The 18,419-nt window shown below is 70.2% G+C and carries 16 protein-coding genes and 1 tRNA gene; 8 read left to right on the plus strand and 9 right to left on the minus strand.

Annotated elements, in window-relative coordinates:
- The first annotated feature begins 363 nt into the window (after positions 1-363).
- Positions 364-603, plus strand: a complete 240-nt coding sequence (locus tag ACFWBT_RS21385; protein WP_385702604.1) for a helix-turn-helix domain-containing protein — start codon at positions 364-366, stop codon at positions 601-603.
- Between the two features lie 9 nt (positions 604-612).
- Positions 613-1,896 (plus strand): tyrosine-type recombinase/integrase, encoded by a 1,284-nt coding sequence (locus ACFWBT_RS21390; protein ID WP_385702606.1) that lies wholly within the window; start codon positions 613-615, stop codon positions 1,894-1,896.
- Between the two features lie 58 nt (positions 1,897-1,954).
- Here ACFWBT_RS21390 and ACFWBT_RS21395 read toward each other — a convergent pair whose 3' ends face one another.
- Positions 1,955-2,656 (minus strand): hypothetical protein, encoded by a 702-nt coding sequence (locus ACFWBT_RS21395; protein ID WP_385702608.1) that lies wholly within the window; start codon positions 2,654-2,656, stop codon positions 1,955-1,957.
- 213 nt (positions 2,657-2,869) lie between these two features.
- Positions 2,870-2,944 (minus strand) — tRNA-Cys (locus tag ACFWBT_RS21400).
- Positions 2,945-3,194: 250 nt separating this feature from the next.
- On the opposite strand from ACFWBT_RS21400, the gene ACFWBT_RS21405 reads away from it, so the two are divergent.
- From ACFWBT_RS21405 to ACFWBT_RS21420, 4 genes are all read left to right on the plus strand, one after another.
- Positions 3,195-4,631 carry an MFS transporter gene (locus ACFWBT_RS21405; protein WP_385702610.1) on the plus strand — a complete coding sequence of 479 codons (1,437 nt, stop codon included), beginning with the start codon at positions 3,195-3,197 and terminating at the stop codon, positions 4,629-4,631.
- Positions 4,632-4,920: 289 nt separating this feature from the next.
- Entirely contained in the window at positions 4,921-6,723 is a 1,803-nt protein-coding gene (locus tag ACFWBT_RS21410; protein WP_385702613.1) for a DEAD/DEAH box helicase, read from the plus strand.
- A gap of 522 nt (positions 6,724-7,245) precedes the next feature.
- Positions 7,246-7,887: an IclR family transcriptional regulator gene (locus tag ACFWBT_RS21415; protein WP_385702616.1), complete on the plus strand. Its 642-nt coding sequence runs from the start codon at positions 7,246-7,248 to the stop codon at positions 7,885-7,887.
- Between the two features lie 47 nt (positions 7,888-7,934).
- Positions 7,935-8,723: a S16 family serine protease gene (locus tag ACFWBT_RS21420; RefSeq protein ID WP_385702619.1), complete on the plus strand. Its 789-nt coding sequence runs from the start codon at positions 7,935-7,937 to the stop codon at positions 8,721-8,723.
- 56 nt (positions 8,724-8,779) lie between these two features.
- On the opposite strand, the gene ACFWBT_RS21425 is transcribed toward ACFWBT_RS21420, so the two are convergent.
- From ACFWBT_RS21425 to ACFWBT_RS21445, 5 genes are all read right to left on the minus strand, one after another.
- On the minus strand, positions 8,780-9,748 hold the full coding sequence (locus ACFWBT_RS21425) for a glycine betaine ABC transporter substrate-binding protein (protein ID WP_385702620.1): 969 nt from the start codon (positions 9,746-9,748) through the stop codon (positions 8,780-8,782).
- A complete protein-coding gene (locus tag ACFWBT_RS21430) occupies positions 9,745-10,611 on the minus strand; it encodes an ABC transporter permease (RefSeq protein WP_385702623.1) in 867 nt (288 codons plus the stop codon). The genes ACFWBT_RS21425 and ACFWBT_RS21430 overlap by 4 nt, the downstream gene beginning before the upstream one ends.
- Positions 10,608-11,819 (minus strand): betaine/proline/choline family ABC transporter ATP-binding protein, encoded by a 1,212-nt coding sequence (locus ACFWBT_RS21435; protein ID WP_385702661.1) that lies wholly within the window; start codon positions 11,817-11,819, stop codon positions 10,608-10,610. Before ACFWBT_RS21435 ends, ACFWBT_RS21430 begins: the two co-directional genes overlap by 4 nt.
- A gap of 70 nt (positions 11,820-11,889) precedes the next feature.
- Complete coding sequence (locus ACFWBT_RS21440) at positions 11,890-12,537, minus strand: ABC transporter permease (protein WP_385702625.1); 648 nt, start codon at positions 12,535-12,537, stop codon at positions 11,890-11,892.
- 28 nt (positions 12,538-12,565) lie between these two features.
- The gene (locus ACFWBT_RS21445) at positions 12,566-13,036 is read right to left on the minus strand and encodes an Lrp/AsnC family transcriptional regulator (protein WP_266765705.1); all 471 of its coding nucleotides are present in this window, start codon (positions 13,034-13,036) and stop codon (positions 12,566-12,568) included.
- A 122-nt stretch (positions 13,037-13,158) separates the two neighbouring features.
- Here ACFWBT_RS21445 and hppD point away from each other — a divergent pair, with 122 nt between their 5' ends.
- The gene (gene hppD, locus ACFWBT_RS21450) at positions 13,159-14,304 is read left to right on the plus strand and encodes a 4-hydroxyphenylpyruvate dioxygenase (RefSeq protein ID WP_385702627.1); all 1,146 of its coding nucleotides are present in this window, start codon (positions 13,159-13,161) and stop codon (positions 14,302-14,304) included.
- Between the two features lie 306 nt (positions 14,305-14,610).
- Here the strand turns inward: hppD and ACFWBT_RS21455 are convergent, their stop codons facing one another.
- Entirely contained in the window at positions 14,611-16,236 is a 1,626-nt protein-coding gene (locus ACFWBT_RS21455) for a tetratricopeptide repeat protein (protein ID WP_385702630.1), read from the minus strand.
- Positions 16,237-16,328: 92 nt separating this feature from the next.
- On the opposite strand from ACFWBT_RS21455, the gene ACFWBT_RS21460 reads away from it, so the two are divergent.
- Positions 16,329-17,735 (plus strand): FAD-binding oxidoreductase, encoded by a 1,407-nt coding sequence (locus tag ACFWBT_RS21460; RefSeq protein WP_385702632.1) that lies wholly within the window; start codon positions 16,329-16,331, stop codon positions 17,733-17,735.
- Positions 17,736-17,745: 10 nt separating this feature from the next.
- Here the strand turns inward: ACFWBT_RS21460 and ACFWBT_RS21465 are convergent, their stop codons facing one another.
- Positions 17,746-18,258 carry an SsgA family sporulation/cell division regulator gene (locus ACFWBT_RS21465; protein ID WP_385702634.1) on the minus strand — a complete coding sequence of 171 codons (513 nt, stop codon included), beginning with the start codon at positions 18,256-18,258 and terminating at the stop codon, positions 17,746-17,748.
- Positions 18,259-18,419: the final 161 nt, after the last annotated feature.

Raw genomic sequence — 18,419 nt, forward strand, 5'->3', positions numbered from 1 at the left:
GCTCTGTAAGGCGCACCCAAGTACTACAGGCAGCCCCTTCTTTGTCCTAAGTAGGACGACGCTGCGTCACCTGCGTCACCCGGGCCGGAAAACGGTCGCTGACCTGCGTCGACAGCGGTGACGCAGACGGCCGGCTCTGCGTCATCCTGCGTCACCTGCGTCACCTGCGTCACCCGATGACGCAGCCGATGACGCACGGGTGACGCAGCCCCGATCCGCAGCGTCACCCAAAACCGCAGGTCAGAGCCTCAAGTGACGCAGATGACGCGGTGACGCAGAAATCCGAACCTCGGACAGACATGCACAGCCGCTACCCCTGCACGGCCCCCAAGCCCACTCCTTCGGTCCCAGGGAGATCTCCGCATGGACACGGCCCCCGTCGACGCGTTCGACAACACCCTCGTACTGCTCACCGTGGAGGAGGCCGCCCGCCGCCTCCGAATCGGCCGCACCGTCTGCTACCGGCTCATCAGCTCGGGAGAGCTGGAATCCATCACCGTCGGCCACCTCCGCAGGGTGCCGGTCGACGCCGTGCCCGAGTTCGTCACCCGCCGGCGCAAGCGGCAGCAACCCACCACCATCACCACCGCCACGGCGGCCTGAGGAGCACTCATGGCAGAAGAGAAGAACAAGCGCACCCGACAGCCCAACGGCCGCTCGTCCATCTACGAGGGAAAGGACGGCAAGTGGCACGGCCGCGTCACTGTCGGTATCCGCGACGACGGCACCCCCGACCGCCGCCACGTCGAGCGAAAGACCCGCGCCGAGGTGACGCTCGCCGTACGCGAGTTGGAGAAGGAGCGGGATGCCAAGACCGTGCGGAAGCCTGGCAAGGCGTGGACGGTCAAGGCGTGGCTGACTCACTGGATCGAAAGCGTCGCGCCCCTCGCGGTCAACGACAACACGATGGTCGGATACGGGGTCGCCGTACGGAAGCATCTGATCCCCGGTTTAGGGGCTCACCGTCTCGACAAGCTCAAGCCTGAGCACATTGAGGCGCTCTACGCCAAGATGCAGGCCAACGGCAGCAAGCCCGCGACTGCTCACCATGTGCATCGGACCTTTCGTGCCGCCCTCAATGAGGCTGTACGGCGCGGGCATCTAGGCAAGAACCCCGTTCTGTTGGCCAAGGCCCCGAAGGTGGGGGAGTACGAGGTGGAGCCTTACAGCGTCCAAGAGGTACAGCGATTGCTGAAGGCTGCTGACCAGCATCGCAACTCCGCACGTTGGGCAGTCGCACTCGCCCTCGGATTGCGCCAAGGAGAGGTACTGGGGCTGAAGTGGGAGGACGTAGACCTGGAGGGTGGGTTCCTCGTCGTTCGCCGCAGCCGCCACCGGCCGCAGTACGCCCACGGATGCGCAGAACCCTGCGGACGCAAGGCCGCTGGCTACTGCCCGCAGAGGCGGCGAACCAATCCCGAGTCATCCACCACCAAGTCACGCGCCGGCCGCCGCGCGGTCGGTCTCCCCGAACAGCTCGTTGACCTACTCCGTGCGCACATCAAGGCGCAGGGCGCAGAACAATCGGGAGCGGGTAAGCGCTGGGAGGACAACGGCTTGGCCTTTCCGGATGAGCATGGCCGTAGCCCGTCCCATCGACGTGACTGGGCTGAGTGGAAGGCTCTTTTGGCAGAGGCGAAAGTTCGTGACGGGCGTTTGCATGACGCGCGTCATACGGCCGCTACGGTCCTTCTCATCCTTGGTGTGCCGGAGCGGGCTGTCATGGGTCTCATGGGCTGGTCGACTACGGCCATGGCCGCCCGCTATCAGCACATGGTGGATGCTGTCCGGTCGGACATCGCAAGGCAGGTGGACGGTCTGATCTGGAAGCCTCAGGCAGACCGGCCGGACGATGGAGACGACGGTGCGGCTGATGCGCTCCCATCGGCCAACTGAGATGGACGACCAGAAGACAGCACCCCCCGGGGTGCTGTCTTTTCGTTTGCCTGCCAGATCAGTTGAAGCCCTGTGTGAAATCAAGATTCACTGGTTGAGTCTGACGTTCCTCTGTCAGCTCGGTGAGAGGGACGTTGTCGCTGACGATCTCAAGTGTGAAGGAGTCAATCCAGACACATCCACTGCCACTCAGAAACGCACCGAAGACAATTGTCGTGCCTTCTGGAGGGACATCGAGGACAATTTCTCTCTGTACCCACCCACTCGTTCCACTCAGTCTCCGGCTTTCTGAATCTGTGTTCTCGAAAGCGATGGAATTCCCCTGGGCGTCGACGCGCAGCCAAATTGCCGCCCCGTAGATCACATCTTTCGCGCGCATCACAGCTGAGAGCCTGACCCGCTTCTCCGTGTAGTCAGCAGCACCGAACTTCTGAATCAGGCTGCCGAAATCCCTCGGGCTTGGCCGCGCCCGGATGAACGCGCTTGCGGTTCCTGACTGATGAACCTGGCTATCGAGGCCGAAGATGTAGTCCTCGGGCCGACCGCCGGTGATGCCCCAGCCTTTGGGTAGCTCAGCTGAATCGAACTCCGGGGCCGGTTGTGTGGTGGACTCGGCGAGTAGTTTCGTCGTCTCGGCTCTGGTGCGCTCTGTCTCCGCGTCGAGCTTGCGCGCTTCCGCCCGCATTCGTGGTCGCGTCGTCAGGTAGGTAATGAGCGCGACCGCTGTGCCCCCGACCCCGGAACTGATGATGGCGGACAATGGCACGTCCATGATCCCCCCGGATCGTGCGACTTCACCTGCCGGTCAGCGCATGTTCCCACGAATGCGGTCGGCGAGACAGTCGGCCCCTGGTGGACTTCCCGTGTGGTCGGCGTGATCGTCCGGCCGACTGAGACGGGAACTGAGACGGACGGCCAAAAGGGCGGTACCCCTTCCGGGGTGCCGCCCTTTCGTTTCGCCTGGTCAAGGCGCTGGAGGCCGTGGCGGGAATTGAACCCGCGTAACTCGCTTTGCAGGCGAGCCCCTGAACCACTCGGGCACACGGCCGTTCTCAGGTGCGGCACGGCTCACTCGTTCCGAACCTGATGGGTCGACCGTAGGGGGGTTCGGGGGCGGGCTCAAGGGTTCCGGCGCCGCCGCAACGCGACTGCCACACGCCGTTCATGATCGGCGGGCGGCCGGTTCGGAGCGGGGTCGTGCCGGGGTGTCCGGGGGAGTGGTCGTACGACCAAAGGACCGGTTGATCACCGTCTTCGGACAGGAGCCAGTGCGGGCTGCGCACCTTACGCTGGCGGCCATGACAGCAGTGGAAGCGCGCGACGTCGCGCCGGCCTTGTCCGAGCGGGAGGGCGGGGTGCTGAGCCGGCCGTACCGGGCGCTCAGCATCGGCATCGTGTCCGTGGTGCTGGTGATCGCGTTCGAGGCGACCGCCGTCGGCACCGCGATGCCCGTCGCCGCGCGGGAGCTCGACGGGGTCGCCCTGTACGCGTTCGCGTTCTCCGGGTACTTCACGACGAGCCTGTTCGGAATGGTCCTCGCCGGGCAGTGGTCCGACCGCGACGGGCCGCTGGCGTCGCTGGCCTCGGGCATCGGCGCGTTCGCGGCGGGGCTGCTGCTGTCCGGGACGGCCGGCGGCATGTGGGTGTTCATCCTCGGGCGGGCCGTCCAAGGACTCGGCGGCGGGCTCGTCATCGTCGCGTTGTACGTCGTCGTCGGGCGGGCCTATCCGGAGCGGCTGCGGCCCGCGATCATGGCCGCCTTCGCGGCGGCCTGGGTCGTGCCGTCCGTGGTCGGACCCCTCGCGGCGGGTGCGATCACCGAGCACCTCGGCTGGCGCTGGGTGTTCATCGGGATTCCGGCGCTGGTCGGCGTTCCGCTCGCGCTCGCGCTGCCCCAGATACGGCGGCGGGCGTCGGGACCCGCGGGGGCGGGCGACCGCGCGCCGCTGGACCGGCGGCGCATCCGGCTGGCGTTCGGGATCGCGCTGGGCGCGGGGCTGCTCCAGTACGCCGCCCAGGATCTGCGCCCGCTCTCCCTCGTGCCCGCCGCGGCCGGTGCCGCGCTGCTCGTCCCGGCCGTGCGCGGACTGCTGCCGCTCGGCACATGGCGTGCGGCGCGCGGGCTGCCGTCCGTCGTGCTGCTGCGCGGGGTCGCCGCGGGCGCCTTCATCTCCGCCGAGTCCTTCGTGCCGCTGATGCTCGTCACCCAGCGGGGGCTGTCGCCGACGCTCGCCGGACTCTCCCTCGCGGCCGGCGGCGGCACCTGGGCGCTGGGCTCCTGGGTGCAGGCACGGCCGCGTGTGGAGCCGTACCGGGACCGTCTGATGTTCGTCGGCATGCTGCTGGTGGCGGCGGCCGTCGCGACCGCGCCGAGCGTGCTGATCCCCGCCGTGCCGGTGTGGACCGTCGCCGTCGCCTGGGGGTTCGGCTGCTTCGGGATGGGCCTGGTGATCGCCTCGACCAGCGTGCTGCTGCTCCATCTCTCGGCCCCCGAGGAGGCCGGCAGCAACTCGGCCGCCCTCCAGATCTCCGACGCCCTGTCGAACGTGCTGCTGCTCGCCGTGGGCGGAGCCGCCTTCGCGGCCCTGGGCGGCGGCGCGGTGGCCCACGCGGCCACCGACACGGCCTCCGGCGCCCACAGCTCCCACCCGGCCGCCTTCGCCGCGGTGTTCCTGCCGATGGCCGCCGTGGCGCTGGTGGGGGCGTGGGTGACGACACGGTTGCGGGAGCGGTAGGCCGTACGGCTTCGACCCCGAGATCCTGGACCTGGCCGGGCCGGCACGCGGTGATCGGACGCGGATCACCGTGCGCCGCTCGGGCTGACCGCCTCGCGTCCGAGGTGCCGCACGAGGCGATGTGACCTCAATCCCATCCGCCGGTGACCCGGCCTCGTCCGCACCTCGGGACGAGCCGGGCGCCGGTAGGGTGGCCCGGTTGTCATACGTAGCCGAGCCGCCCACCCGTCACCGCTGACGCGTCGCGCGTGGACCCGGACGCTCCCATTCGACACCCAGACCGGAGACCGTGACTACCACCGCCGCCAGCGCCTCCTCGCACTCGCATCACCTCTCGCCCGCCTTCCCCGGCCGCGCCCCCTGGGGCACCGCCAACAAGCTGCGCGCCTGGCAGCAGGGGGCGATGGAGAGGTACATCCAGGAGCAGCCGCGCGACTTCCTGGCCGTCGCCACCCCCGGCGCCGGCAAGACGACGTTCGCGCTGACACTCGCGTCCTGGCTGCTGCACCACCACGTCGTGCAGCAGGTGACCGTGGTCGCGCCGACCGAGCACCTGAAGAAGCAGTGGGCCGAGGCGGCCGCGCGGATAGGGATCAAGCTCGATCCCGAGTACAGCGCAGGGCCGCTCAGCAAGGAGTACCAGGGCGTCGCCGTGACGTACGCCGGTGTCGGTGTGCGGCCGATGCTGCACCGCAACCGCTGCGAGCAGCGCAAGACCCTCGTCATCCTCGACGAGATCCACCACGCCGGTGACAGCAAGTCGTGGGGCGAGGCCTGTCTGGAGGCGTTCGAGCCCGCCACCCGCCGGCTCGCGCTCACCGGTACGCCGTTCCGCTCCGACACCAACCCCATCCCCTTCGTCACGTACGAGGAGGGGAGGGACGGCATCCGGCGGTCCTCCGCCGACTACACGTACGGCTACGGGTCCGCCCTCGGCGACGGCGTCGTGCGGCCCGTCATCTTCCTCTCCTACAGCGGCAACATGCGCTGGCGCACCAAGGCGGGCGACGAGATCGCCGCCCGGCTCGGCGAGCCGATGACCAAGGACGCCATCAGCCAGGCCTGGCGCACCGCGCTCGACCCGCGCGGCGAGTGGATGCCGAGCGTGCTGCGCGCCGCCGACCAGCGGCTCACCGAGGTGCGCAAGGGCATCCCGGACGCCGGGGCCCTCGTCATCGCCTCCGACCAGGACTCGGCCCGCGCCTACGCCAAGCTGATCCGCGAGATCACCGGCACCAAGGCGACCGTCGTCCTGTCCGACGACTCCGGAGCCTCGAACCGCATCGACGAGTTCAGCCACGGTGACGCCCGGTGGATGGTCGCCGTGCGCATGGTGTCCGAGGGCGTCGACGTGCCGCGCCTGGCCGTCGGCGTGTACGCCACCACCATCTCGACACCCCTCTTCTTCGCGCAGGCCGTCGGCCGTTTCGTGCGGTCCCGCAGGCGCGGCGAGACCGCGTCCGTGTTCCTGCCGACCGTCCCCGACCTCCTCACCTTCGCCAACGAGATGGAGGTCGAGCGCGACCACGCCCTCGACAAGCCCAAGAAGGAGGGCGAGGAGGACCCGTACGCCGAGTCCGAGCAGGAGATGGAGGAGGCGAACAAGGAGCAGGACGAGGACACCGGCGAGCAGGAGCAGTTCTCCTTCGAGGCGCTGGAGTCCGAGGCCGTCTTCGACCGGGTCCTCTACGACGGCGCCGAGTTCGGCATGCAGGCCCACCCGGGGAGCGCGGAGGAGCAGGACTACCTCGGTATCCCAGGGCTCCTCGAACCCGACCAGGTGCAGTTGCTGCTCCAGAAGCGGCAGGCCCGGCAGATCGCGCACAGCCGCAAGAAGCCGGACGAGGAGGCGGACCTCCTGGAGCTCCCCGCCGAGCGCCGCCCCGTCGTCTCCCACAAGGAGATGCTGGAACTGCGCAAGCAGCTCAACACCATGGTCGGCGCGTACGTCCACCAGAGCGGCAAGCCGCACGGCGTGATCCACACCGAGCTGCGACGCGTCTGCGGCGGCCCGCCGAGCGCGGAGGCCACGGCGGGACAGCTCCGTCAGCGGATCGCCAAGGTCCAGGAGTGGGCCACCCGGATGCGGTGACGTCCGGGCGGAGCTTCTGCCGGATGAGGTGGCTCCGGGGAGGCGGCCGTCTCCGGGACGACCGGGCCGTGGGCCGGGGAGACCACCCGGCGGGGTGACATGGCGAACCGGTTACCTCCGGAGCCGGTGGTATCCGGAACCCGTGGCACGGGGTGCCGGACCCGTATCGAGGGGGCGCGCTCCCTCAGGGGAGGCGCGCGCCGAGGCTTGTGCGCTGCGTGCACGGGCGGTGTACGCCGCGTGGCGCGCGCCCCACGTTCTGGGACAAACGGAATCACTCTGTACCAGCTCGTGCCCGGATTCTGGACGGAGGCTTCCGCTGAGCGGGACCGGCTCGCTACTGTCCCGCTACGCACACGCCCCGTGGCAGCGCCGCCGCGGAGCGCAGCCGTGAAGCGACTGCACCCGGGAAGAGCCCGGGTTGCCGGCCGACCGGCGGCCTCTGAGGCGCGTCGCCGACGGGACTCGGTGGCGCATCCGCCGAGAGAGGGCCGTCGACCTCACCACTAAGGAGTGGGCGTCGTGACCGCGGAGACCTCTCAGACGCTCGACCGGGGACTGCGCGTCCTCAAGTTGCTCGCCGACACGGATCACGGGCTGACCGTCACCGAGCTTTCGAACAAGCTGGGCGTCAATCGCACGGTGGTGTACCGGTTGCTCGCGACGCTGGAGCAGCACGCCCTCGTACGCCGCGATCTGGGCGGCCGTGCCCGGGTCGGGCTCGGCGTGCTGCGCCTGGGCAGCCAAGTGCATCCGCTGGTACGGGAGGCCGCGCTGCCCGCGCTGCGAGCGCTGGCCGAGGACATAGGGGCGACGGCTCATCTGACGCTGGTCGACGGGACGGAGGCGCTCGCCGTCGCCGTCGTCGAGCCGACGTGGACGGACTATCACGTGGCCTACCGCGCCGGTTTCCGGCATCCCCTGGACCGGGGGGCCGCGGGCCGCGCGATCCTCGCCGCCCGGCAGGCGCGGGTGGGGGAGCCCGGGTACACGCTCACCCACGGGGAACTGGAGGCGGGCGCGAGCGGGGCGGCGGCGCCGCTGATCGGGGTGACGGGGGTCGAGGGCAGCGTGGGCGTGGTCATGCTGGCGGACGCCGTGCCCGAGCGGGTCGGACCACGCGTGGTCGACGCGGCCCGAGAGGTCGCGGACGCCCTGCGCTGACCGAGGCGCCCGGTCGGCTCGACCGGCGGTGACGTTAGATTGAACCCGTGCTCTCTCGCCTCACGCGCCCCAAGGCCGTCGCTGTCTGCGCCCTCCCCGTCGTGGCTCTGCTGGCCACGGCGGCGTTCGCGCCGCTGCCGTTCTCCCTGGCGCAGCCCGGCCTGACGGCGAACGTCCTCGGCGAGAACAAGGGCGACCCGGTGATCACGATCACGGGTGCGCCCACCCGGGACACCAGCGGCCAGCTGCGGATGACGACGATCGAGGCCACCGGCCCGGACGCGGACGTCTCCCTCGGTGACGTGCTCCAGGGCTGGTTCGCCACGGACAAGGCCGTGATGCCCCGCGACTCGGTCTACCCGAGCGGCGGCAGCGTCAAGGAGATCGAGCAGCACAACGCGAACGAGATGAAGAAGTCCCAGGACACCGCCACCGAGGCGGCACTCGGCTATCTGCACGAGAAGGGCGACGTCAAGGTCACGCTCAAGCTCGCCGACGTCGGTGGACCGAGCGCGGGACTGCTCTTCTCGCTCGGCATCGTCGACAAACTGGACGGCGACGGCAGCGGAGGCGACCTCACGGGCGGCCGGGTCGTCGCGGGGACGGGGACGATCGACGCCGACGGCAAGGTCGGCGCGGTCGGTGGTGTGGCCCTCAAGACCCAGGCGGCCCGCCGCGACGGCGCCACCGTGTTCCTGGTTCCGAAGGCGGAGTGCTCGGACGCGAAGTCGGAGCTGCCGAAGGGGCTCCGGCTGATCCCGGTGACCACTCTTCAGGGCGCGGTGAACGCCCTGGTGGCCCTGGAGAAGGGCAAGGGCTCGGTCCCGAGCTGCTAGTGCCGCGACAGGCAACGACGAGTCCGGGTGCATCAGGGTGACCGCTCGACGCCGGATCAGTCCTGCGTCACGAAGCCCTCCGACGTCATCCAGTCCAGTGCCACCTCGTGCGGGTCCTGGCCCTGCACGTCCACCTTGGCGTTCAGCTCCTGCGCCACCGTGTTGTTCAGCTTCTTCGTCACCGGCTCGATGACCTCGGCGATCTGCGGATACTTCTTCAGGGCCTTGGAGTTGATCACCGGCGCCGCGTTGTAGTTGGGGAAGAACTTCTTGTCGTCCTGCATCACCTCCAGGTTCATCGACTTGATGCGCCCGTCGGTGGTGAACACCTCCCCGTACGTGCAACTCCCCTTCGCCACCTGGGTGTAGATGATCCCGGTGTCCATCTGCGTGATGTTCTTCGCGGGGATGTCCATCCCGTACGCCTTCTCCATGCCCGGCAGTCCGTCGGCCCGGTTGGCGAACTCGCTCTCCACGCACAGGGTGACCGCGCTCGGGTCCGACTTCGACAGCGCGGCCACGTCGGACAGCGTCTTCGTGCCGTACTTCTTGAAGTTGGCCTGGTTCATGGCGAGCGCGTAGGTGTTGTTCAAGGTGGACGGCGGCAGCCAGGTGACCCCGTTCTTCGGGTCGGCGTCGTGCACGGCCTGCCACTGCTTCATCGGATCCGGGATCGGCTCGTTATTGCCGAGGTAGGTGATCCACGCGGTGCCCGTGTACTCGTACATGGCGTCCGCGTCACCGTTCTTGACCGCCTCGCGGGCGCCGATCGACCCCTGGATGCCGGTGCGGTCGAGCACCTGGGCGCCGGCCGCCTGGAAGGCGATGCCCATGATCGCGCCGAGGATCAGCTGCTCGGTGAACTCCTTCGACGCCACCGTGAGGCTGGCCCCCTTGAGCGGCTCGCCCCGCCCGATCGTGCCGGGCTTGACGTCGTCGGTCATCGGGGAACCGCTGGTCAGACCGCACGCGGACGCCAGGACGAGGACGCCGGCCAGCGCCGCGTGGGCGCGGGTCCTCCTCATGTCCCCACCTCCAGCCCGCGCGGCCTCAGCACCAGTTCCGCCAGCGACGCCAGCCAGTCGACAAGGAGCGCGAGCGCGACCGTGAGGATGGCGCCGAGGACCAGCACCGGCATGCGCTGGGTGGTGATGCCGGTGGTGATGAGGACGCCGAGGCCGCCGCCTCCGCCGAAGGTGGCGAGGGTCGCGGTGCCCACGTTCAGGACCAGCGCCGTACGGACGCCCGCGAGGATCAGCGGTACGGCCAGCGGCAGTTCGACACGGGTGAGCACGCCCAGCGGTGACATGCCGATACCGCGCGCCGCCTCCAGCAGGGTCGGGTCGTTCGCCTTCAGACCGGCGATCGTGTTCGAGAGGACCGGCAGGATCGCGTAGATCGTGATGCCGATCAGGGCCGACTTCTCGCCGGTGCCGAGCCAGATCACCAGGAGGGCCAGCAGGCCGATCGCCGGGGTCGCCTGCCCCATGTTGGCGATCGTCATCGCGATCGGGGTCAACTTCCGGAACGCCTTGCGGGTCAGCAGGATGCCCAGCGGGATCGCGATGATCAGCACGAAGAACGTGGAGATCAGCGTCAGCTGGATGTGCTGCCACAGGGCCTTGGACACCTGGCCGTTCGACAGGGCGTTCTTGGAGATCGCGTCGAGGTCCGCCTGCTGGAACCAGATCCAGGTGGCCAGCAGCAGGGCGATCAGCACGGCGGGCAGAAAGGTCAGCTTCTGCCAGCTGATCCGGCGCCTCGGGGGCGCGTACGGCGGCGGAGCCTCCCGCTCGCCCTCGCCGTCACCGTCGCTGTCGTCGCGGAAGGGAACGCCCTTGACCTCGTGCTCGCCCTCGGGGCGCCGGTCCGTCGGCGGCGTGCTCACGCCTTCGCCTCCCCGCCGTCGACACCCTCCTGCTCGAACTGGGTCTGGTGGGCGCGCGCCTCCTCCAGCTCGTGCTGGTGCTCCATGGCCTCCAGCCGGTCGGCCTCCAGGAGTTCGTGCACGGAGTTCATCAGGGTCTCCATGTCCACCACCCCGGTGTACTCGCCGCGCCGCCCGGTGACCGGGACCCGGCCCGAGTTGTCCGTGAGCACCGCCTCCAGGGCGTCCCGCAGGGTGGCGTCCCGCGTCACCGTGTCGTGCACCAGGGTGCCCGCCCGCGCCAGCGAGCCCTTGGCCCGCATCAGATCGCCGCGCCGCAGCCACTTGTAGGGGCGGCCCCGCTTGTCGAGCAGCAGGATCTCGTTCGTGCCGCTGGAACGGAGCTTGCCGAAGATCTCCTGGAGCGGGTCGTCGACGGTGACCGTCGGACAGCCGGTGATCTCCACATCCCGTACGCGGCTGAGGTTGAGCCGCTTCAGCGCGGCGCCCGCGCCCACGAACCCCGACACGAAGTCGTCGGCCGGGTTGGTGAGGATCGCCTCCGGGGTGTCGAACTGCGCGATGTGCGAGTGCTCGCGCAGCACCGCGATCCGGTCGCCGAGCTTGATGGCCTCGTCGAAGTCGTGGGTGACGAAGACGATCGTCTTGTGCAGCTCGTGCTGGAGCCGGATCAGCTCGTCCTGGAGGTGGTCGCGGGTGATCGGGTCCACCGCTCCGAACGGCTCGTCCATGAGCAGGACGGGTGGGTCCGCGGCCAGCGCCCGTGCCACGCCCACGCGTTGCTGCTGACCGCCGGAGAGCTGGCGCGGATAGCGGCCCTGGAACTCGCCGGGGTCCAGCCCGACCAGGTCCAGCATCTCCTCGACCCGCGCCTTGACCCGCGCCTTCGGCCAGCCGGTCATCCGCGGTACGAGCGCGATGTTCTGGGCGACCGTCATGTGCGGGAAGAGCCCGGACGACTGGATCGCGTACCCGACCTTGCGGCGCAGCTTCACCGGGTCCATGTCGGTGACGTCCTCGCCCCCGATCCGGATGCGGCCGCCGCTCGGCTCGATCAGCCGGTTGATCATCTTCAGGGTGGTCGACTTGCCGCAGCCGGACGGGCCGACGAAGACGACGAGCTCGCCCGCCTTGATCTCCATGTTGACGCTGTCCACGGCGGCGTCGCGGCTGCCGGGGTAGCGCTTGGTGAGGTTCTCCAGCTGGATCGTGGCGCCCGTGGTGGACGACGCGCTCCCGGCCGCGGAGTCCTCGGGGCGCTCGGTGGTGTCGGCGGTCTCAGGCACGGATCCCCCTCGGGATGGTCAGCCGGCCGAGCAGGACGTACGCGGCGTCGAAGAGCAGCGCGAGGATGATGATCCCGACCGTGCCCGCGAGCACCTGGTTGAGCGCGTTCTTGCTGCCCAGCGAGCTGATGCCGCGGAAGATCTCGTTGCCGAGGCCCGGACCGGAGGCGTAGGCCGCGATCGCCGCGATACCCATCAGCATCTGGGTGGAGATCCGGATGCCGGTCAGGATCGGCGGCCAGGCCAACGGCAGTTCGACGCGCACCAGCCGGGCGGTGCGCGACATACCGATGCCGGTGGCCGCGTCGACCAGCGAGGGATCGACGCCGCGCAGCCCGACGATCGAGTTGCGCACGATCGGCAGCAGCCCGTACAGCGTCAGGGCGATCACCGTCGGTGGAACGCCCAGACCCACGATCGGGATCAGCAGACCGATCATGGCGAGCGAGGGAATGGTCAGAATGGCCGAGGTCGTCGTGGTGGCGAGGTTGCCGGCCCAGTCGCTGCGGTAGGTGACGACGCCGATCAGTACGCCGATGAGGGTCGCCACGACCATGCACTGGAAGACCGCGCTGGCGTGTTGGTACGCGTCCGTGAGCAGTTGCTCGTGGCGGCTGCTCAGGTACTCCCAGAAGGTCACGCCACGTCACCCCGCTCATCTCGTCGGTTCAGTGCTCGGTCGCCGCCTGTTCCACGAGCGGGATGATCCGCAGCGGAACCGGGTTCTCCATGACGATCGCCGTGGAGGCCCGGACGATGCCATCAAAACCGACAACCCGGTCGATCACACGCTGGAGATCGGCGTTCGAGCGGGCCACCAGTCGGCAGAGCATGTCCCCGCTGCCGGTGGTCGTGTGCAGCTCCAGGACCTCGGGCACGGTCGCCAAGTGGGCCCGTACGTCGGCGCCTTGCCCCTGCCGGATCTGGAGCGTGGCGAACGCCGTAACCGGATATCCGAGCGCCGTCGGGTCGACCTGCGGACCGAAGCCCCGGATGACTCCGTTCGACTGAAGGCGGTCCAGCCGGGCCTGCACCGTTCCCCGCGCGACCCCGAGCCGCCGTGACATCTCCAGCACCCCGATGCGCGGCTCCTTCGCCAGCAGCACCAGCAGCCGCCCGTCCAGATGATCGATCGCCATGCGGACCTCCGAGATGGTCATCATGTACAGAAAGCCCGTCGCTTCGGGCCTCAAGCTGCACATATTGTTCAGTCGATAGGCGAACTATTGCGCACCTTGCGGAACGGAGGGAGCCTGCGGCCATGACGCAGACCACACACCACACTCCCGACACCGCCCGGCAGGCCGACCCCTTCCCGGTCAAGGGAATGGACGCGGTCGTCTTCGCCGTCGGCAACGCCAAGCAGGCCGCGCACTACTACTCCACGGCCTTCGGCATGCGGCTCGTCGCGTACTCCGGACCGGAGAACGGCAGCCGCGAGACGGCGTCGTACGTCCTCGAGAACGGCTCGGCGCGCTTCGTCCTCACCTCCGTGATCAAGCCCGCCACCACCTGGGGCCACTTCCTGGCCCAGCACGTGGCGGAGCACGGCGACGGCGTCGTCGACCTCGCCATCGAGGTCCCGGACGCGCGCGCCGCGTACGCCTACGCCGTCGAGCACGGCGCCACCTCGATCGCCGAGCCGTACGAGATGAAGGACGAGAACGGCACGGTCGTCCTCGCCGCGATCGCCACGTACGGCAAGACCCGCCACACGCTCGTCGAGCGGACCGGCTACGACGGCCCCTACCTGCCCGGATACGTGGCCGCCGCGCCGATCGTCGAGCCGCCCTCCCAGCGGACCTTCCAGGCCATCGACCACTGCGTCGGCAACGTCGAGCTCGGCCGGATGAACGAGTGGGTCGGCTTCTACAACAAGGTCATGGGCTTCACGAACATGAAGGAGTTCGTGGGCGACGACATCGCGACCGAGTACAGCGCGCTGATGTCGAAGGTCGTCGCCGACGGCACGCTCAAGGTCAAGTTCCCGATCAACGAGCCCGCCATCGCCAAGAAGAAGTCCCAGATCGACGAGTACCTGGAGTTCTACGGCGGCGCGGGCGTCCAGCACATCGCGCTGAACACCAACGACATCGTCCGGACCGTACGGGCCATGCGCGCGGCCGGGGTCCAGTTCCTCGACACCCCCGACTCCTACTACGACACCCTCGGCGAGTGGGCCGGCGACACCCGCGTCCCCGTCGACACCCTGCGCGAGCTGAAGATCCTCGTCGACCGCGACGAGGACGGCTATCTGCTCCAGATCTTCACCAAGCCGGTCCAGGACCGTCCGACCGTCTTCTTCGAGATGATCGAGCGACACGGCTCGATGGGCTTCGGCAAGGGCAACTTCAAGGCCCTGTTCGAGGCGATCGAGCGCGAGCAGGAGAAGCGCGGCAACCTGTGACCCCGTAGAACGGGCAAGTCCTGAGGGCCGGTTGAGCCTCATGTGTCCGGTGGACGCCCCGACGGCGTCCCCCGGACACACCCGTTCCCGGAGCCACCGGACCACGTGCCCCGCGGCTACCGGCCCACGTGTCCCGGGGTAGGCGGCACGGGGGTCCCGGGGTGGGCGGCACGGGTGTCCCGGGGTGGGCGGCACATGTGTCCTGGGGTGGGCGCGGCTCACGTGCCCCGGGGACGGCGACAAGCGTGTCTCCGGGGCCGGAGACGCACGTGTCCCGGCGCTACCGGGCCACGCGTGCTCCGGCGTTCACCGTGCCGCGGAGGGCCTCGTGGCGGGAGCCGACGGCCGCCCCGGCGCGGTCGACGGGGACGCCGTCCCGGGAGCCCCGGCCGCGCCCGTGGCCTCCGCCGATTCGTCGGACTCCTCGGACGGCCCGGACTCCTCGGACCCGTCCGACTCCTCCGCCGGCTCCGGCAGGCCCACGGCCGGGGGCTCGCCCAGGGCCGCCAGGGCCTCCCGGGCCGCGCGCGCCAGCAGCGGCGAGAACTGCGGATTGATCCGCAGCGCCTCCGCGAGATGACGGCGGGCCGGCCCGGACCGCCCCAGATCCCGCTCGATCTGCCCCCGGTGATACGCGTACAGCGCGCTCCGCACCTCGCCCCCGTGCTCCTTGTCCATGGCCCGCTCGGCGAACTTCAGCGCCTCCGCGTCGTCCCCGGCGCGGTGCAGCGCCCAGCCCAGCGCGTCCGCCACCGCGATGCCGGGGTGCCGCCGCCATTCCACGCGCAGCGCTCGCACCGCGGCCTGCCGGTCGCCGTGGTCCGCCTCGAAGAGCCCGAGGACCAGCTCGTCGTCCACACCCGCGGCGGCATCACGCTGCACCAGCTCCCGCACCAGGTCGTACTGCACGCGCGCGGCCGCGCCCAGCCCCAGCTTCTCGTACAGCTCGCCCAGCTCCAGCGCGTACCGCGGCGCGGGCCGCTTGGCGAGCGCCGCCCGGTACGCGCGCAGCGCTTCGGAGGTGCGCCCGAGCGCCGCCAGCGCGCGCCCCTGCCCGGCGAGCGCGCCGTGCTCGTCGGCGTCGGTGTTCACCGCGGCCCGGTAGTAGTCCAGCGACTCCTGGAGGTCGCCGCGTTCCCACGCGAGATCACCGGCCCGCTGGAGGAGCACCGCCCGTTCGGAGGGGGTCGCCGCACCCGCCGCCGCGTCCGAGATCGCCGCCGCGGCGTCCTCACGCCGGCCGCGGTCCCGGTAGACGCCCGACGCCACGGCCCGGGCCGCCGGTCCGGAACGCAGGCCGAGCAACTGGTCGAGGGCCCTGCGCGTGGCCTTGTAGTCACCGAGCCCGGTGTACGCGTCGATGAGCGACGGATACACCGTCCACCGCTTCGGCGCCAGCCTCACCGCCGCCTCGCCCCACTCCTTCGCGGACCGGAAGTCACCCCGCTCGGCGGCCAGACCGGCGAGACCGTCCAGCGCCTCCGCGTTGGCCTTCGGCCGCACCCGCAGCGAGGTGCGCAGCGCCTTCTCGGCCTTCGGGTAGTACGAGGCCGCCGACGTCCGCCGCGCCCGCTCCGTGTACGCGACGCCGAGCACCGCCCACGAACGGTCGTCGCGCGGATGGGCCCGCAGATGGCTCTCGTGGTCGTCGATGAGCGCCTCGAGATCGGGCAGGGCGGCCGGAACCCCGGAGCCCACCGCGGTCACCGCCCGGGCCACCGGACCCGGGGCGGGCCGCGCCGCCCCGTCCCGCCCCAGCGAGGGCAGCAGCACCAGCAGGCCGCCGAGCGCGGCGCAGCCGGCGACCGCGCCGATCAGCGTCCGCCGGGTGAGCGGGGAACGGCGCGGACCGGAGGGTTCCGGGGACTGCGGGCCGACGGGCTCCGCGGGCCCGGACCCGGCGGGCACCGGCTGTCGCTGTTCGATCTCCATGCCGCTCACTGTGCGTCAATACGAAGACCGCACCCCGGCAGGCCAAGCCCCGCGCGGATGGGGTTCACACCGATGGCCCCGAGTGCGACGCTGTGATCATGAGCCGTATCGAAGCCCCGCGCGACGAAGCGACCGGCAACCTTCTCGACCGTCTGCGGAGCGGTCTGCCGGACGAGGCCGTCCTCACCGACCCGGACGTCACGGCCTCCTACGCCAACGACATGGCGAGTTTCTGCGAGGCGGGCACGCCCTCCGTGGTCGTCCTGCCGCGCACCGTCGAGCAGGTCCAGCACATCATGCGCGTCGCGACCGAGCTGCGCGTCCCGGTCGTCCCGCAGGGCGCCCGCACCGGTCTGTCCGGAGCGGCCAATGCCTCCGACGGCTGCGTCGTGCTGTCCCTGGTGAAGATGGACCGCATCCTGGAGATCAATCCGGTCGACCGCATCGCCGTCGTCGAACCCGGCGTCATCAACGCCGCGCTCTCCCGCGCCGTGGGCGAACACGGCCTGTACTACCCGCCGGACCCCTCCAGCTGGGAGATGTGCACCATCGGCGGCAACATCGGCACGGCCTCCGGCGGCCTGTGCTGCGTGAAGTACGGGGTGACGGCCGAGTACGTCCTCGGCCTGGACGTCGTCCTCGCCGACGGGCGGCTGATGTCCACCGGGCGCCGCACCGCCAAGGGCGTCGCCGGCTACGACCTCACCCGGCTCTTCGTGGGCTCCGAGGGCTCGCTCGGCATCGTCGTACGGGCGATCCTGGCGCTGCGCCCGCAGCCGCCCCAACAACTGGTCCTGGCAGCCGAGTTCGGGTCGGCGCGGGCCGCGTGCGACGCCGTCTGCCGGATCATGGAGGGCGGCCACGTACCGTCCCTCCTCGAGCTGATGGACCGTACGACCGTCAAGGCCGTCAACGACCTCGCGCACATGGGCCTCCCGGAGACCACCGAGGCGCTCCTGCTCGCCGCCTTCGACACCCACGACCCGGCGGCCGACCTCGCCGTGGTGGGCGCGCTCTGCGAGGCCGCGGGCGCGACGCAGGTGGTCCCGGCCGAGGACGCGGCCGAGTCCGAACTCCTCCTCCAGGCACGCCGGTTGTCGCTCACCGCGCTCGAAGCGGTCAAGGGCACCACGATGATCGACGACGTGTGCGTGCCGCGCTCCCGGCTCGGCGACATGCTCGACGGCATCGAGCGCGTCGCCGAGAAGTACGCCCTGACCATCGGCGTCTGCGCGCACGCGGGCGACGGCAACACGCACCCCACCGTCTGCTTCGACGCGACCGACCCCGACGAGTCCCGGCGGGCCCGCGAGTCCTTCGACGAGATCATGGCGCTCGGCCTGGAACTCGGCGGCACGATCACCGGCGAGCACGGCGTGGGCGTCCTGAAGAAGGAGTGGCTGGCCCGCGAGATCGGCCCGGTGGGCGTGGAGATGCAGCGGGCCATCAAGTCGGCGTTCGACCCGCTGGGCATCCTGAACCCGGGCAAGCTGTTCTGAGACTCCAGGGCTACTCACCGTCCGCGGACTCGTCCGACGGCCACGGGTCGCGCAGCCACAGGTCGTCCGGCGACGGGGATCCCCCCTGATCGAGCGAGGGCCAGAGCCTCGGGGACGGCGCGAGCAGCTCGGCCAGGCCCGCGTCGATGCCGAGCCGATCGGCCTCGGAGCCCGGGGGCACCGCCCTGAGCGTGCGCTCCAGCCAGGCCGAGACCTGCGTGGCCGGCGCTTCGAGCAGCGCGTCGCCGTCCGGCGAGCTCAGCGCCATCAGGACGACGCCCCGCCCGGCGACCTTCGTCGGCCACACCCGCACATCGCCGTGGCCGCACGGCCGGAACACCCCCTCGACCAGCAGCTCGCGGGCGAAGGTCCAGTTGACGGGATGGTCGGAGCCGATGTGGAAGGTGATGTGGACGGCGTACGGGTCCTCGGTGCGGTAGCTGAGGCGTGCCGGCACAGGGATGCTGCGCTCGGGCGACAGGACGAGCTTGAGCTCCAGCTCGCGTTCCACCACGGTGTGCATGTCGATGCGCTTCCTCTCGTCGTACGGGCCCCTGTGGGCGGGGCCGTACGAGTGGAGAGCGCCTCGCGGCGGAACCATTACGCGGGTTCGGAGAATCTTTTCGGGCCCGTTCCGTCCCTCCTTCGGGCACACCGCGCACAGGCTCGGAAGTCCGCTCGCAA

Source organism: Streptomyces sp. NPDC060027, assembly GCF_042737005.1.
GTDB lineage: Bacteria > Actinomycetota > Actinomycetes > Streptomycetales > Streptomycetaceae > Streptomyces.